The organism is Klebsiella sp. 141153 (assembly GCF_032601995.1).
Taxonomy (GTDB): Bacteria; Pseudomonadota; Gammaproteobacteria; order Enterobacterales; family Enterobacteriaceae; genus Klebsiella; species Klebsiella aerogenes.
This window is the reverse complement of record NZ_JAQIRJ010000001.1, coordinates 419351-435059: the sequence shown is the minus strand read 5'-3', so window position 1 is coordinate 435059 and position 15709 is coordinate 419351. Positions and strand designations below refer to the sequence as shown.

Annotated in this window: 18 protein-coding genes; 12 read left to right on the top strand and 6 right to left on the bottom strand. The window is 55.3% G+C overall.

All coding sequences use genetic code 11. The features are described 5' to 3' along the window. Window positions 1-7: 7 nt before the first annotated feature. Together benC and PGS10_RS02135 are read left to right on the top strand one after the other, a co-directional pair. Window positions 8-1024: a benzoate 1,2-dioxygenase electron transfer component BenC gene (gene benC / locus PGS10_RS02140; protein ID WP_049060279.1), complete on the top strand. Its 1017-nt coding sequence runs from the start codon at window positions 8-10 to the stop codon at window positions 1022-1024. Window positions 1025-1033: 9 nt separating this feature from the next. Beyond that, a complete protein-coding gene (locus tag PGS10_RS02135) occupies window positions 1034-1807 on the top strand; it encodes a 1,6-dihydroxycyclohexa-2,4-diene-1-carboxylate dehydrogenase (protein WP_047048657.1) in 774 nt (257 codons plus the stop codon). Here the strand turns inward: PGS10_RS02135 and yddG are convergent. Continuing rightward, window positions 1804-2682: an aromatic amino acid DMT transporter YddG gene (yddG, locus tag PGS10_RS02130; protein WP_163310964.1), complete on the bottom strand. Its 879-nt coding sequence runs from the start codon at window positions 2680-2682 to the stop codon at window positions 1804-1806. The genes PGS10_RS02135 and yddG overlap by 4 nt on opposite strands. 224 nt (window positions 2683-2906) lie before the next feature. Between yddG and fdnG the strand changes: the two genes are divergently transcribed. The 3 genes from fdnG to fdnI are packed head-to-tail and all read left to right on the top strand — an operon-like array spanning window position 2907 to window position 7499. Continuing rightward, window positions 2907-5954 carry a formate dehydrogenase-N subunit alpha gene (fdnG, locus tag PGS10_RS02125; RefSeq protein ID WP_088389858.1) on the top strand — a complete coding sequence of 1016 codons (3048 nt, stop codon included), beginning with the start codon at window positions 2907-2909 and terminating at the stop codon, window positions 5952-5954. Window positions 5955-5965: 11 nt separating this feature from the next. Beyond that, entirely contained in the window at window positions 5966-6850 is an 885-nt protein-coding gene (gene fdxH, locus PGS10_RS02120) for a formate dehydrogenase subunit beta (RefSeq protein WP_047048652.1), read from the top strand. Next, window positions 6843-7499 (top strand): formate dehydrogenase-N subunit gamma, encoded by a 657-nt coding sequence (gene fdnI / locus PGS10_RS02115; RefSeq protein ID WP_045366159.1) that lies wholly within the window; start codon window positions 6843-6845, stop codon window positions 7497-7499. The genes fdxH and fdnI overlap by 8 nt, the downstream gene beginning before the upstream one ends. A gap of 42 nt (window positions 7500-7541) precedes the next feature. Here the strand turns inward: fdnI and PGS10_RS02110 are convergent, their stop codons facing one another. The 3 genes from PGS10_RS02110 to ppk2 form a co-directional block, all read right to left on the bottom strand. Then, window positions 7542-7859, bottom strand: coding sequence for a CcdB family protein (locus tag PGS10_RS02110; RefSeq protein ID WP_080957285.1), 318 nt, complete (start codon window positions 7857-7859; stop codon window positions 7542-7544). Window positions 7860-7864: 5 nt separating this feature from the next. Continuing rightward, window positions 7865-8053, bottom strand: coding sequence for a hypothetical protein (locus tag PGS10_RS02105; protein WP_047048646.1), 189 nt, complete (start codon window positions 8051-8053; stop codon window positions 7865-7867). Between the two features lie 187 nt (window positions 8054-8240). Next, entirely contained in the window at window positions 8241-9059 is an 819-nt protein-coding gene (gene ppk2, locus PGS10_RS02100; RefSeq protein WP_047079112.1) for a polyphosphate kinase 2, read from the bottom strand. Between the two features lie 194 nt (window positions 9060-9253). On the opposite strand from ppk2, the gene PGS10_RS02095 reads away from it, so the two are divergent. Beyond that, the gene (locus PGS10_RS02095) at window positions 9254-9562 is read left to right on the top strand and encodes a monooxygenase (protein ID WP_316422342.1); all 309 of its coding nucleotides are present in this window, start codon (window positions 9254-9256) and stop codon (window positions 9560-9562) included. Window positions 9563-9574: 12 nt separating this feature from the next. Here the strand turns inward: PGS10_RS02095 and PGS10_RS02090 are convergent, their stop codons facing one another. Next, on the bottom strand, window positions 9575-9760 hold the full coding sequence (locus PGS10_RS02090; RefSeq protein WP_063415516.1) for a hypothetical protein: 186 nt from the start codon (window positions 9758-9760) through the stop codon (window positions 9575-9577). A 53-nt stretch (window positions 9761-9813) separates the two neighbouring features. Then, window positions 9814-10092 carry a hypothetical protein gene (locus PGS10_RS02085; RefSeq protein WP_047048636.1) on the bottom strand — a complete coding sequence of 93 codons (279 nt, stop codon included), beginning with the start codon at window positions 10090-10092 and terminating at the stop codon, window positions 9814-9816. A gap of 275 nt (window positions 10093-10367) precedes the next feature. On the opposite strand from PGS10_RS02085, the gene PGS10_RS02080 reads away from it, so the two are divergent. The 6 genes from PGS10_RS02080 to PGS10_RS02055 all read left to right on the top strand — a co-directional run bounded on the left by PGS10_RS02080 (window position 10368) and on the right by PGS10_RS02055 (window position 15675). Then, window positions 10368-10499, top strand: coding sequence for a hypothetical protein (locus PGS10_RS02080; protein ID WP_015366472.1), 132 nt, complete (start codon window positions 10368-10370; stop codon window positions 10497-10499). Between the two features lie 153 nt (window positions 10500-10652). Further along, on the top strand, window positions 10653-11768 hold the full coding sequence (locus PGS10_RS02075) for a branched-chain amino acid ABC transporter substrate-binding protein (protein ID WP_015366474.1): 1116 nt from the start codon (window positions 10653-10655) through the stop codon (window positions 11766-11768). A 111-nt stretch (window positions 11769-11879) separates the two neighbouring features. After that, on the top strand, window positions 11880-12794 hold the full coding sequence (locus PGS10_RS02070; RefSeq protein WP_047067670.1) for an ABC transporter permease subunit: 915 nt from the start codon (window positions 11880-11882) through the stop codon (window positions 12792-12794). 9 nt (window positions 12795-12803) lie between these two features. Then, window positions 12804-14090, top strand: a complete 1287-nt coding sequence (gene livM / locus PGS10_RS02065; RefSeq protein ID WP_316422341.1) for a high-affinity branched-chain amino acid ABC transporter permease LivM — start codon at window positions 12804-12806, stop codon at window positions 14088-14090. Continuing rightward, window positions 14087-14959, top strand: a complete 873-nt coding sequence (locus PGS10_RS02060; protein ID WP_047048628.1) for an ABC transporter ATP-binding protein — start codon at window positions 14087-14089, stop codon at window positions 14957-14959. Before livM ends, PGS10_RS02060 begins: the two co-directional genes overlap by 4 nt. Then, a complete protein-coding gene (locus tag PGS10_RS02055; RefSeq protein WP_047048625.1) occupies window positions 14959-15675 on the top strand; it encodes an ABC transporter ATP-binding protein in 717 nt (238 codons plus the stop codon). The genes PGS10_RS02060 and PGS10_RS02055 overlap by 1 nt, the downstream gene beginning before the upstream one ends. Window positions 15676-15709 lie beyond the last annotated feature (34 nt).

The following is a 15709-nucleotide window of genomic DNA, read 5'->3' as shown; positions in this document are numbered from 1 at the left end:
GGCGCTTATGACTTTTAATATTGCTCTTAATTTTGAGGACGGCATTACGCGATTTATTCAATGCAATGCCGGAGAGAAGGTGCTGGATGCGGCCTATCGCCAGAAGGTAAACCTGCCGATGGACTGTTCTGACGGCGTTTGCGGCACCTGCAAATGTCACTGCGCCAGCGGTGAATACGACCTGGGGGAGGATTATCTCGACGAGGCGTTAAGCGACGACGAAGCGCAGGCTCGCCAGGTGCTGACCTGCCAGATGGTCCCGACCAGCGACTGTGTGATCGACGTGCCGGTGGCCGCCACGCAGTGTAAAACCGCGCTGACGAACACCGGGGCGCAGGTACGACAGGTGAATTTACTGTCCGATACCGCCATCGAACTGGTGGTCGCGCTGGATGAACCTCTGGCTTTTCTGCCGGGGCAATATATCAACATTCAGGTACCGGGCACGCCTCATGTGCGCGCCTATTCATTTAGCTCGTTGCCGGGTTCTCTCGAAGGGCGCTTTCTGATCCGTAACGTGCCTGGCGGCATGATGAGCCAGTGGTTAACCCAGCAGGCGCGGCCCGGCGACCGCCTGACCCTCAGCGGCCCGATGGGCAGCTTCTATTTGCGCAGCGGCGAACGCCCGCTGCTCATGCTGGCGGGTGGCACCGGGCTGGCGCCGCTGCTGTCCATGTTACACACCCTGCAGACACAGGGTAGCCCGCGTTCGGTGACGTTACTGTACGGGGTGACCCGTGACGACGATCTGGTGAAAACCGACGCGCTGGATGCGTTTAAACAGCAACTGACGGGATATCGCTGGCTGCCGGTGGTGGCGGATGAAAGCAGTTCCTGCCCGCAGCGCGGCTTCGTGACTGAACATCTCGATGACGCGATGCTGAATAATGGCGACGTTGACATCTATCTTTGCGGACCGCCGCCGATGGTGAATGCGGTCGCCACGGCACTGCGCGAACGAGGAATTTCCCCGGCAGGGTTTTGGTATGAGAAATTTATCGCCAGCCAGAGCGCGGCGGCGTAAGGAGACATGATGCGTTTTACCAATAAAGTCGTCGCTATCACCGGCGCGGCGCAGGGCATTGGTCGCCAGACCGCGGAACAGGCGGCAACTGAAGGCGCCGTCCTGTTGCTGATTGACCGCTCGCCTTACGTACACGAACTGGCTGCCGTTTTAGCCCGGGCCGGAAATCAGGTACTGGCGCTGGAGGCTGACCTTGAGCAGTGGCAGAGTACTGAACAGGCGTTTGCCGCCGGGGTCGCGCATTTTGGCCGCCTCGACGTACTCATCAACAACGTCGGCGGCACCATCTGGGCGCGACCTTTCGCCGAGTATCAGCCAGAACAAATTGAGAAAGAGATCCGCCGCTCGCTGTTCCCCACCTTGTGGGGCTGCCGCGCGGCGCTCCCCTGGATGCTGAAGCAGGGGAAAGGCAGCATCGTCAATATCTCGTCGGTGGCGACGGCAGGGGTGAACCGGGTGCCTTACTCGGCGGCGAAAGGCGGCGTTAATGCGCTGACCCGGTCTATCGCTATGGAGTACAGCGGCAGCGGCATTCGGATTAACGCCGTCGCGCCGGGCGGTACGGAGGCGCCGCCGCGCCTGACGCCGCGCAATGAAGAGCAGCCGAGCGAGCAGGAAAAGGCGTGGTATCAGCAGGTTGTCGATCAGACGGTGGCGAGCAGCCTGATGCGCCGTTACGGCACGCTGGCGGAACAGGCGAATGCGATCCTGTTTCTCGCCAGCGATGAGGCCAGCTATATCACCGGCGTGACGCTACCGGTGGCGGGCGGCGACCTCGGCTAACGGCGGGTGGCATACCAGCAGAGCAGGGAGCCGAGACATACCATCCCGGCCCCCTGCCAGAATGACCATGAGAGCGCGGCGCTGAGCAGCACCGCCGCCAGCGCGGAAGAGAGCACCGGCGTAAAGTACGACGCCGCCGCCAGCAGGCTGACGTTGCCGTGCAGGATGCCAACGTTCCACGCCGCGTAGGCCAGCCCCAGCGCCACGGAGACCGTAATCAGCTTAATGACCACCGGCCAGCTAAACTGCATCGGCGGCTGCGCGCTGGCCAAAAACTTCAGCCACAGGGTCAGCGCCGTTAATAAGACGAAGAGGGTAATGCCATTTTTGCCTTTGGCATATTTCGCGGTAACCGTGCAGTAGGCTGCCCAGATAAATGCGCCGATAAATGCCAGAAAGTAGCTCAGCGGGCTGGAGATGACGTTATTGATAATTTCATTGAGGTTGAGTCCGTGCTCGCCGCCGAGCACCCAGCTCACGCCGAACAGCGCCAGCAATAAGCCGGGGATCACCAGCCAGCTGCTTTTCTGACCGTTAAAAAGAATGGCGAATAAAATGGTCAGGCTGGGCCACAGGTAATTGACCATTCCCACTTCAATGGCCTGCTGGCGGGTGGCGGCGAAGCCCAGCGACAGGGCGAGGCAGATCTCATAGCTAACAAACAGCACGCTGCCGGCTAACAGATAGCGGCGCGGGATCTGGCGCAGGTTGGGAAAGCCGACGGTAAAAATGAGCAGCAGGCCGCTGAGACTATAAATCATCGCCGCGCCGCCGACAGGACCTAGCCCTTCGCTAACGCCGCGAATCAAGCCGACCATCGTGCTCCATAATATAATGGCGGCGAAGCCTATTGACGTCGCTCTCTTTTTTTCCATGTTTAACCTGATAGTGACTCAAACGCAGCCAGAATTTATAACATCTTTTTGCGCCCGGCGGTCGATCTTTTCCGTAGCACATAACTCTTTGGGGTTAGTCAAACTCGTCGCCGATGACTCTTTAGAGGGCTAGCGTGGGCGACCTTGATTTGACGCAATAAAAAAAGGGACATTGCTGTTAGTTTCCTCCGCGCGATGAACAAACATCCTGCATGGAGGAATCAATGGACGTCAGCCGCAGAAAGTTTTTTAAAATCTGCGCAGGCGGTATGGCCGGAACAACAGCTGCCGCACTGGGCTTCGCCCCGAAAATGGCGCTGGCTCAGGCACGCAATTTCAAATTGCTGCGCGCAAAAGAGATCCGCAACACCTGCACTTACTGCTCCGTGGGCTGCGGGCTATTAATGTATAGCCTGGGCGACGGCGCGAAAAACGCCAAAGAAGCGATTTATCATATCGAAGGGGATCCGGATCATCCGGTAAGCCGCGGCGCGCTGTGCCCGAAAGGCGCCGGTCTGCTGGACTACGTCCACAGTGAAAATCGCCTACGGTATCCGCAATACCGCGCTCCGGGTTCGGATAAATGGCAGCGCATCTCCTGGGATGAAGCTTTTAACCGCATCGCCAAATTGATGAAAGCCGACCGCGATGCCAACTTTATTGAGAAGAACGAACAGGGCGTGACGGTTAACCGCTGGCTTTCCACCGGAATGCTGTGCGCCTCGGCGGCGAGTAATGAGACCGGCATGCTGACGCAAAAATTTGTGCGCTCGCTCGGCATGCTGGCGGTAGACAACCAGGCGCGCGTCTGACACGGACCAACGGTAGCAAGTCTTGCTCCAACATTTGGTCGCGGTGCGATGACCAACCACTGGGTTGATATCAAAAACGCAAACGTCGTAATGGTGATGGGCGGCAACGCCGCGGAAGCGCATCCGGTGGGATTCCGCTGGGCGATGGAAGCGAAGAACAATAACGATGCTACGCTTATCGTCGTCGACCCACGCTTTACGCGTACCGCGTCGGTGGCCGATATCTATGCGCCGATTCGTTCCGGTACCGACATTACGTTCCTGTCGGGCGTGCTGTTGTACCTTATCGAAAATAATAAGATTAATGCCGAGTACGTAAAGCATTACACCAATGCCAGCCTGCTGGTACGGGATGATTTTACCTTCGAAGATGGCCTGTTCAGCGGCTACGATGCGGAAAAGCGCCAGTATGATAAATCGTCCTGGAACTACCAGTTCGATGAAAATGGCTACGCGAAACGCGATGAAACGCTCAGCCATCCGCGCTGCGTCTGGAATCTGCTCAAGCAGCACGTTTCCCGCTACACGCCGGAAGTGGTTGAAAACATCTGCGGTACGCCGAAAGAAGACTTCCTCAAAGTCTGCGAGGTGCTGGCTTCAACCAGCGTCGCGGATCGCACCACCACCTTCCTGTATGCGCTGGGCTGGACGCAGCACACCGTCGGCGCGCAGAACATCCGCACAATGGCGATGATCCAACTGCTGCTCGGCAACATGGGCATGGCTGGCGGCGGCGTCAACGCGCTGCGCGGACACTCCAATATTCAGGGGCTGACCGATTTGGGTCTGTTGTCGACCAGTCTGCCGGGTTATTTGACGCTGCCGTCCGATAAACAGAGCGATCTGCAAAGTTATCTTAGCGCCAACACGCCGAAAGCGACGCTGGCCGACCAGGTGAACTACTGGAGCAACTACCCGAAATTCTTCGTCAGCCTGATGAAATCGTTCTACGGCGATGCGGCGCAGAAAGAGAATGACTGGGGCTTCAACTGGTTGCCGAAATGGGATCAGGCCTACGACGTCATCAAGTACTTCAATATGATGGATAACGGCAACGTCACCGGCTATATCTGCCAGGGCTTCAACCCGGTTGCGTCCTTCCCGGACAAAAACAAAGTGGTGCGTAGCCTCAGTAAGCTGAAATATATGGTGGTTATCGATCCGTTGGTGACCGAGACCTCGACTTTCTGGCAGAACCACGGCGAGTCTAATGATGTCGACCCGGCTACGATTCAGACCGAAGTCTTCCGTCTGCCATCGACCTGCTTTGCCGAAGAAGACGGTTCGATCGCCAACTCCGGTCGCTGGCTGCAGTGGCACTGGAAAGGCCAGGACGCGCCGGGCGAAGCACGCAACGATGGCGAAATTCTTGCCGGGATCTATCACCGTTTGCGTGAGCTGTACCGTCGCGAAGGCGGTAAGGGCGCGGAACCGCTGCTGAAAATGAGCTGGAGTTATAAGCAGCCAGATCATCCGGAATCGGAGGAGGTTGCAAAAGAGAACAACGGCTACGCGCTGGCGGATCTCTACGATGGCAATGGGGCGCTGCTGGCGAAAAAAGGACAGTTGCTGAATAGCTTCGCACTGTTGCGCGATGACGGCAGCACCGCGTCATCTTGCTGGATCTACACCGGCTGCTGGACCGAGCAGGGTAACCAGATGGCGAATCGCGATAACGCCGATCCTTCTGGGCTTGGCAATACGCTGGGCTGGGCCTGGGCCTGGCCGCTCAACCGCCGCGTGCTGTATAACCGCGCATCGGCCGATATTAACGGTAAACCTTGGGATGCGAAGCGAATGCTGATCCAGTGGAACGGCAGTAAGTGGGTCGGTAATGATATTCCGGACTTCAATACCGCGCCGCCGGGGAGCAACACCGGGCCGTTTATTATGCAGCAAGAGGGGCTTGGGCGCCTGTTTGCGCTCGATAAACTGGCGGAAGGGCCGTTCCCTGAACACTACGAGCCGATGGAAACGCCGCTTGGCACCAACCCGCTGCACCCGAATGTGGTCTCCAGCCCGGTAGTGCGTTTATACGAAGATGACGCTATTCGCTTAGGTAAGAAGGATAAGTTCCCGTATGTCGGTACTACCTATCGCCTGACCGAACACTTCCATACCTGGACCAAGCATGCGCTGCTTAATGCGATTGCGCAGCCGGAACAGTTTGTCGAAATCAGCGAAGGGCTGGCGAAAAGCAAAGGTATCGTCAACGGCGACTGGGTGAAAGTCAGCAGCAAGCGCGGCTTTATTCGCGCGGTTGCCGTGGTGACCCGCCGACTGCGCACGCTGAACGTCAACGGCCAGCAGGTAGAAACCGTCGGTATCCCGCTGCACTGGGGTTTTGAAGGCGTGGCCCGTAAAGGTTACATCGCCAACACCCTGACGCCTAACGTCGGCGATTCCAACTCGCAAACGCCGGAGTATAAGGCGTTTCTGGTCAACATCGAGAAAGCGTAAGGAGCGATTAAATGGCGATGGAAACACAAGACATTATTAAACGCTCCGCGACCAACCAGATGACCCCCGCGCCACGCGCGCGGGACTATAAGGCCGAAGTCGCCAAGCTTATCGATGTCTCCTCCTGCGTAGGATGTAAAGCCTGCCAGGTGGCCTGTTCCGAGTGGAATGACATTCGCGATGAAGTGGGGCACTGCGTCGGCGTGTACGACAACCCGGCGGATCTCAGCGCTAAATCCTGGACGGTAATGCGTTTTAGCGAGACCGAACAGAACGGCAAGCTGGAGTGGCTTATCCGCAAAGATGGCTGTATGCACTGCGAAGAGCCGGGTTGCCTGAAAGCCTGCCCGTCCGCCGGGGCGATCATTCAGTACGCCAACGGCATCGTCGATTTCCAGCAGGAAAACTGCATCGGCTGCGGCTACTGCATTGCCGGGTGTCCGTTTAATATTCCGCGTCTCAATAAAGAGGATAACCGGGTCTATAAATGCACGCTGTGTGTGGATCGGGTCAGCGTCGGTCAGGAACCGGCCTGCGTGAAAACCTGTCCTACCGGCGCTATCCACTTCGGTACGAAAAAAGAGATGCTGGAAGTGGCGCAGGAGCGGGTGGATAAGCTTAAAAAACGCGGTTATGCCAACGCCGGGATCTACAACCCGCAGGGCGTAGGCGGCACCCACGTGATGTACGTGCTGCATCATGCCGACCAGCCGGAGTTGTATCACAAGCTGCCGAAAGCGCCGCAGATCGATACCAGTATCAATCTGTGGAAGGGGGCGCTGAAACCGCTGTCGGCGGCGGGCTTTATTGCCACCTTTGCCGGGCTGATTTACCACTACATCGGTATCGGGCCGAACAAGGAAGTTGATGACGATGAGGAGGAACATGATGAATAAATCGAAAATGATAGTGCGCACCAAATTTATCGACCGCGCCTGTCACTGGACGGTGGTTATCTGTTTCTTCCTGGTGGCGCTGTCGGGGATTTCGTTTTTCTTCCCGACCCTGCAGTGGTTGACGGAAACCTTCGGCACACCGCAGATGGGGCGTATCCTGCACCCGTTTTTCGGGGTGCTGATTTTTGTCGCGCTGATGTTTATGTTTGTGCGTTTTGTCCACCACAATATCCCTGATAAACAGGATATCCCCTGGCTGAAAGGCATCGTGGAGGTTCTGAAAGGCAACGAACATAAGGTCGCGCGCGTCGGTAAATATAACGCCGGGCAGAAGATGATGTTCTGGACCATTATGAGCATGATTTTTGTGCTGCTGGTGACCGGGGTGATTATCTGGCGCCCGTATTTTGCGGACTATTTCCCGATTCCGGTTATCCGTTACAGCCTGCTGATACACGCTACTTCGGCGATTATCCTGATCCACGCGATCCTCATCCATATGTATATGGCATTCTGGGTCAAAGGGTCGATTAAGGGCATGATCGAAGGCAAGGTCAGCCGCCGTTGGGCGAAGAAACATCACCCGCGTTGGTATCGCGATGTCGAACGCCTGGAAGCGCAAAAAGAGAGCCGTGAGGGAATGAAGTAAGCCTTTATGGGGTAAACCCGCCCCGGTGATATCGGGGCGGGTTTACGTATTTGTTATAAGCGCATCGATGGCGGAAATAACAGCCGTTCTTTCTTTATGTAAATTACAGACGAAATATTTATTATTCAGGCGCTGCTTTGCTACGCTGGTTATTCCCGGGGTGTTGAGGAATAGCTTTTGAAAGTCAATATTTACTAGTGGAGCTGCAGGGTGATAATGACTCGCCATATGTATATGATAACTCAGTGGCAAAACTAACCTTGATGATAAATCATCATAATAATCATGTTGAATCACCATAAGATAAGGTTGGAGTTCATTTGTCCTCGGTGATGGATTACGATAAACATCAGATTGCATGATAACTAAATCCCTTCGAAGAATGGGTCTTCCGACAGTAAACCGGCGCGCGCGGTAAATTCATTCATGGCATTTATGAATTCCTGGTGTTGCTGTAGTCTTTCCGCATCACTAATGGTTTGCCGATCGAAGGTCTGTTTAATCGCCGCATCAGACTCGTTTCGCTGTTTTTTATTCATCGCATTGCTATTCATTTTCTGCTCCCTGTGATTAACAGTCTGATTATCTCTGCATTAAACCGGAAAATAAATGTCGTTAACAACGCTTTTTTATATTTTGCGAGCCGGGTTCCAGAGCAACGCAACAGATGAAATATTAACGTTTATTGTAATAATCCTCTGCGCAGGGGGAATACTGCGCAAAGGTGATAAAGCTATTCCTTCAAAACTTCTCAGGAATAAACCGGAAAGGAAAATGGGTCGGTTTCACTTTGCCAATTTTACGTTTCGGTAAGGTAATGTGTTCCGTTGGTAGAGCCTCGTAGGGGATCTGTGAAAGCAGATGGGTAATAATATTCAGGCGTACGCGTTTTTTATCTTCCGAGCGGGCGACAAACCACGGCGCCCAGGCGGTATCGGTGGCGGCAAACATCGCATCACGCGCTACGGTGTAGTCATCCCAGCGGTTGAAGGATTTAATATCCATCGGCGATAGCTTCCAGATTTTGCGTCCGTCATCAATACGGTCGCGCAGGCGCCGTTCTTGCTCCTGCGGCGTTACCTCCAGCCAGTATTTCAGTAAAATAATGCCGGAATCGACCATCCCTCGTTCTACCATCGGCGCGCCGTCGAGGAATTTTTGCACCTCCTCCTCGGTACAAAATCCCATCACCCGCTCAACGCCGGCCCGGTTGTACCAGCTGCGATCGAAAATCACTATCTCGCCGGCGGCGGGAAGATGTTTGATATAACGCTGAAAATAGAGCTGGCTGCGTTCGCGCTCGGTTGGCGCGGGCAGGGCGACGACGCGGAAAACCCGGGGGCTGACGCGTTCGGTTATCGCTTTGATGGTGCCGCCTTTGCCTGCGCCATCGCGACCCTCGAAGACGATGCATACCTTAAGCCCTTTATGCACTACCCACCGCTGTAGCTTGACCAACTCGACGTGCAGTTTACGCAACGCCTGCTGATATTCTTTCTCGCTTAACGGCTCCGTTTTGGCGGGTATGACGGGCGCAACGGCTTTCTTCTTGTTTCCCATGGCTGTCCTCCTGCGTGGTGGCCTGAAAGGCAGGTCGCTGTTTAAAGTGTAATCAGAGCCAGGCAAAGCGGCGGAAAACTTCTCATCCGGCGGAGAGAGAAAGATAGCCATTAAGCGCATCAACTCACTGTTGCTTAATGAGGAATCGGGTAGGATAGTCTCGTCAATTTACTAAAATCATTCAGGGAGAGAGTATGTCGAATAAACTTTTGCAAGTGCACTTTGCTTTTAGCGGACCGTTTGGCGATGAAATGTCGGCGCAATTAGCCGAGCTCGCGCAATCTATTAACCATGAGCCCGGTTTTATCTGGAAGATTTGGACGGAGAATAGCGCTACGCAGGAAGCCGGCGGCATATATCTGTTCGAAGATGAACAGAGCGCGCAGGCTTATGCAAAAAAACACGTCGCCCGCCTACGGCAATTTGGCGTGCAGGAGATGTTCTACAAGATTTTCGATGTCAATTTAGCGCTCAGCCAGGTTAACCACGGGCCGCTCAATTAAAACAAACCGTGGTTACATATAGCGCTCAAACTGCCATGCCGCCACGGCTTCGAGGATAAACAGCCCGGATACAACAATACCCGCCACGCGATGGCGGGAATAAACTAGTATTCCCGCGACCACGGCTAACACCGGTAACGTAATGGGCCAGCAGGCGACGATAGTAATCCAGGCGATGATCAGATAATCCTTCATCATGGCGAATACTCCGTGGTCAATGTTTACCGGCGCGCACGATGCGCCGGTAAAAATCAGAATTCGACGACGCCGCCTTGTTCAATACGGTCAATATCATTGGTAACGGGATTCACCTTTTCGTTGTAATAGGTGTAGGCATTAACGTCGGGCGTCATCGTTAATTTTGGTTGTTCCGTTTTCGATTCAGGCGATTCTGCTGGTGGATTAACGGCAAGGTCTGCCGGTTCCGGCGGCGTATAATGTAACTGGTCGGCGAGATTACCCGCCGCGAAGGCGCAGGCGTTAATAGAAAGCGCGCTGATGGCGATAATAATTAATTTTTTTAAAGTCATGATTTTCATCCATGAGGCGAAACCCGCCACGGCGGCAGGTAAAAGAGCAAGGCTAGGATAATACGTAAAAGAAGTTAATGTTTCAAAGCGTAAACGCCGTCTGGCAGCATAAAGTTGCTATTCATCGGCAATTCTTTATGGTAGCGACCTGTATTGCCGAGCATTCCCCATGCTCTCGTTATTAATTTCACATTAATGCAGCAAAATTTTCACTAGTTTTGATCATCACCGCACTTTTGCACCAGCCCGGTGCGCAAGGTTGCTAAAGTCGTTCTATGTTTAGCTCACTGTCGGTATGGACACCAGCGTTCCCGGCAGGCCACGTGACGGCAACAGACCTCCTGACCTGTAAAGACTGGCGCATTGCCGGGGTGGTACCGATTGCGGTCACGCTACGCGACTATTAGTAATCGATCTGGCGATACCTCTCTTCCTGGCGGGTTTTTTGCTTTATCTAGCGAAGCCGCTACGGCTTATTCCAGCATTGGCACGTTACGCTGTAAGTGGTTTTTACTGCGCCAGTTTATGGCGTCTGTTCGATATCGCTGAGGACTATCCGAATGTCTTTAAAACTTAAAAAGTTGACTCTGCATTTTGCAATAGCAGGTTGTTTGAGCGCGGCATTTTATGCACAGGCGGATGTGAAGATTGGCGTGGCCGGCCCATTTACCGGGCCGAATGCGACCTATGGCGCCCAATACTGGAAAGGGGCATCGCAGGCGGCGGCTGATATTAATGCCGCCGGGGGGATTAAAGGCGAAAAAATTGTGCTGGTGCAGGGCGATGATGCCTGTGAACCCAAGCAAGCGGTGGCAGTGGCTAACCGCCTGGTCGACGACTCCGGCGTCTCGGCGGTGGTGGGTCACTTCTGCTCTTCCTCGACGATGCCCGCCTCCGAGGTCTATGACGAAGCCGGCATCCTGACCATCACGCCGGGTTCCACCAATCCGCAAATCACCGAACGCGGAATGAAAGATATGTTCCGCATGTGCGGGCGCGATGACCAGCAAGGGGTGATTGCCGCCAACTACATGCTGGATGTGCTGAAGGCGAAGAAGATCGCCGTCATTCACGATAAAGACACCTACGGTCAGGGATTAGCCGATGCGACGCGCGCGGCGCTGGCTAAACGCGGGACGAAAGAAGTGCTGTATGAAGGCTTATCCCGCGGGGAAAAAGACTTTAATGCCCTGGTAACCAAAATCGGCGCCCTGAAACCGGATGTGGTTTATTTCGGCGGCTGCCACCCGGAAGCCGGCCCGCTGGTGCGCCAGATGCGCGAGCAGGGCGTCCAGGCTAAGTTCTTCTCCGGCGACTGCGTGGTGACCGAAGAGTTAGTTACCGCCGCGGGCGGGCCGCAGTTCACCAACGGCGTATTAATGACCTTCGGTAAGGATCCGCGCACCATTCCTGAAGGTAAAGCGGTGATCGACAAATTCCGCGCCAGCGGTTTTGAACCGGAGGGTTATACCCTTTACGCCTACGCTTCGATTCAGGCTATCGCCGCCGCCTATAACGCCGCCGGTACCGATAATGCCAAAGCCAGCGAATGGTTAAAAAACCATAGCGTCGATACCGTGATGGGTAAAAAAGCCTGGGATGGCAAAGGCGACCTGAAAGTATCGGATTACGTGGTTTATCAATGGGATGATAAAGGCAAATATCATCAGCTGTAACCCGGGATTGTAGTGCGCATAACGTCCTCATCAGAGGGGCGTCGTACCACCATAAGCAGCAGACGTTAAGGCCTCTGCGTCTGCTGCACCTTGACTGGCAGGATGGTTCATATGGCGGCATTCTTTCTGCAACAACTGATCAATGGCTTAACGCTTGGCGCGGTATATGGGCTTATCGCCATTGGCTACACCATGGTTTATGGCATCATCGGTATGATTAACTTCGCCCACGGCGAGGTATATATGGTCTCAGCCTATCTGTGTGCTATCGGGCTGGCGCTGCTGGCCTACTTCGGTATTCACTCCTTCCCGCTGCTGATTTTCGGCACGCTGGTGTTTACGATTATCATCACCGGCGTCTACGGCTGGGCCATCGAACGCATTGCTTATCGGCCGCTACGTAACTCAACGCGTCTGGCGCCGCTGATTTCGGCTATTGGCATGTCGCTGATTTTACAAAACTACGTGCAACTGAGTCAGGGCCCCAATCAACAGGGGATCCCGACGTTGATGCACGGCGTATTGCGGATTACGGTAGGTGATGGCGTGGTGCAAATCACCTGGACCAAAATCTTCATCCTGCTCGCCGCCTTCGTCGGCATGGTGGTACTGAGCTGGATAATCAACCACACGCAGTTAGGTCGGGTTTGCCGCGCGACCCAGCAGGATCGGCGGATGGCGGCCATTCTCGGCATTAACACCGATCGGGTGATCTCGCTGGTGTTTATGATTGGCGCCGCCATGGCGGGCCTCGCCGGGGTGCTGGTGACCATGAATTACGGCACGTTTGATTTTTATATCGGCTTCATTATCGGCATTAAGGCCTTCACCGCGGCGGTGCTGGGCGGGATCGGTTCGCTACCGGGGGCGATGCTTGGCGGCCTGCTGCTGGGCGTTGCCGAGGCGCAGTTCGCCGGGTTAGTGAACTCGGATTATAAGGATGTCTTCTCGTTCGCATTGCTGGTGGCGATTCTGATTTTTCGTCCGCAGGGGCTTCTGGGCCGTCCTGTGGTGGCCAAGGTCTAAGGGGGACATATGACCGATATTTCCCGTTTAGACGGCATCGACGTCAAACGCAGCGTTATTGATAGCGTGCTGGCCGGTTTATGCGCGCTGATAGTCTTTGGCCCGATCGTCGGCATCGTGCTGAAGGGGTACAGTTTTACGCTTTCCCCACAGCGCGTCATCGTGCTGGTGGCGGTGGTGATGGCGGGGCGGCTGTTGCTCAGCCTGCTTTTGCAAACCCGCGGGGGGAAGCGGTTTGTCGGACGTTTTGAAGGCAACGACCAGGGGGTATTTGTCCGTCCCCCCGGCTATCGTAGTCGGCTGCGTTTTGTCCTGCCGCTGCTGGCGATCGTGGCTATCGCTTTCCCGTTAATGGTCAGCAAGTATCTGCTTACCGTGGCGATCCTCGGGCTTATCTACGTCCTGCTGGGGCTGGGATTAAACATCGTGGTGGGTCTCGCGGGGTTACTTGATTTGGGGTACGTCGCCTTCTACGCCATTGGCGCCTATGGCCTGGCGCTTGGCTATCAATACCTTGGCTTAGGTTTCTGGGCAATGCTGCCGCTGGGGGCGGTGATGGCAGCGCTGGCAGGAGCATTATTGGGTTTTCCGGTATTACGAATGCATGGCGACTACCTGGCTATTGTGACGCTGGGATTCGGCGAAATCATCCGCCTGGTGCTCAACAACTGGGTGAGCTTTACCGGCGGCCCCAACGGCGTTTCGGTGCCATCGCCAACGCTCTTCGGCCTCGAGTTTGCCCGGCGAGCCAAAGAGGGCGGCACTCCGATTCATGAATTTCTGCATATTGCCTACAACCCCAACCTTAAATTTATCTTTATTTATGCCGTGTTGTTTATCGTGGTGTTAATGGTGTTGCTGATAAAACACCGCCTGACCCGGATGCCGATTGGCCGGGCCTGGGAGGCGCTGCGGGAAGATGAAATCGCATGCCGGGCGATGGGGCTGAATCACGTGCTGGTTAAGCTGTCCGCGTTTATGCTTGGCGCGTCGACGGCCGGCATCGCCGGCGTCTTTTTCGCGACTTATCAGGGGTTCGTCAACCCGACGTCGTTCACCTTTTTCGAATCGGCGCTGATCCTCGCCATCGTGGTATTAGGCGGCATGGGCTCGACATTGGGAGTGGTGCTGGCGGCTTTCGTCCTGACGGTCACGCCGGAGCTGCTGCGCGGCTTTGACGAATACCGGGTTCTGCTCTTTGGCGTGCTGATGGTCCTGATGATGATCTGGCGCCCGCGCGGGCTGGTGCGCACCGGGCGTACCGGGGTGGAAATCCGCAAAGGAGTCGCGCCATGAGCGATGCAATATTGCAGGTCGAGCATCTGATGATGCATTTTGGCGGGATTAAAGCGCTGAATGATGTCAACCTTGAGGTTGAACGCGGATCGATTACCGCCCTGATTGGCCCGAACGGCGCGGGGAAGACCACGGTGTTTAATTGCCTGACCGGATTCTACCGCGCCAGCGGCGGCGCCATTCGTCTTAATGCCCGGCAACGAATGACCGATGTGATTCAGGTTCTCGGGCAGAAACTGCATGCCGATGATTTTTTCCATCCTGCGCGCCTGGGACGGCGGATGTACTACAAAATGTTCGGCGGCGCGCATCTGGTCAACCGCGCCGGGCTGGCGCGTACCTTCCAGAACATCCGCCTGTTTCGCGAAATGACGGTGATTGAAAATCTGATGGTGGCCCAGCATATGCAGGTCAACCGCCACTTGATCGCCGGGATCCTGAACACCCGCGGCTATCGGCAGGCGGAGAACCGCGCATTAGAGCGGGCCTTTTACTGGCTGGAAGTGGTGGAAATGGTTGACTGCGCCAATCGGCTGGCGGGAACGCTCTCTTATGGCCAGCAGCGGCGACTGGAGATCGCCCGCGCGATGTGTACCGGGCCGGAAATACTGTGTCTTGACGAACCCGCAGCCGGACTCAATCCGGCGGAAACGCGTGCCCTGAGCCGGATTATTCGTTTTCTGCGAGAACATCATGGCGTCACCATACTGCTGATCGAACATGATATGAGCCTGGTGATGGAAATCTCCGATCGCGTGATTGTGCTCGACCACGGCGATGTAATTGCTCATGGCACCCCGGCTGAGATCCAGGCCAACCTGAGCGTGATCGCCGCATACCTTGGTACCGATGAACAGGAGATTGCCTGATGAGCCAACCGTTGCTGGAATTTCGCGAGGTTAATGTTTTTTACGGGCAAATCCAGGCGCTGAAGTCGGTATCGCTAACGGTCAATGAAGGCGAAACGGTGGCGTTAATCGGCGCTAACGGCGCCGGAAAATCCACGCTGCTGATGTCCATTTTCGGCCAGCCGCGTATTTCCGCTGGCAGTATTATCTATCGCGGACATGATATTAGCCGCCAGTCGACGCACTATATCGCCACCAACGGTATTGCCCAGGCGCCGGAAGGACGACGTATTTTTGCCGACATGACGGTGGAAGAGAATCTGCTGATGGGCACTATTCCCATTGGTAATCGTTATCAGAATGAAGATAAAGCGCGGATGTATCAGCTTTTTCCACGGCTGGAAGAGCGTCGCGCGCAGCGGGCGATGACGCTCTCCGGCGGCGAGCAGCAAATGCTGGCGATCGCCCGCGCGCTGATGAGTCGGCCAAAGCTATTGCTATTAGATGAACCGAGCCTGGGTCTGGCGCCGCTGGTGGTGAAGCAGATTTTCAGCATCTTGCGCGAGTTGACCGCCCAGGGTATGACGCTGCTGCTGGTGGAGCAAAATGCGTACCACGCGCTAAAACTGGCTAACCGCGCGTATGTGCTGGTCAACGGCGAAATACGTCTGAGCGGTAGCGGCGCAGAGTTGCTGGATAACCCGGAAGTCAGAAATGCTTATCTGGGGATGGGTTGAGTTTTCGTCGGTCGTAAGGGGAGAAAACTGGGTG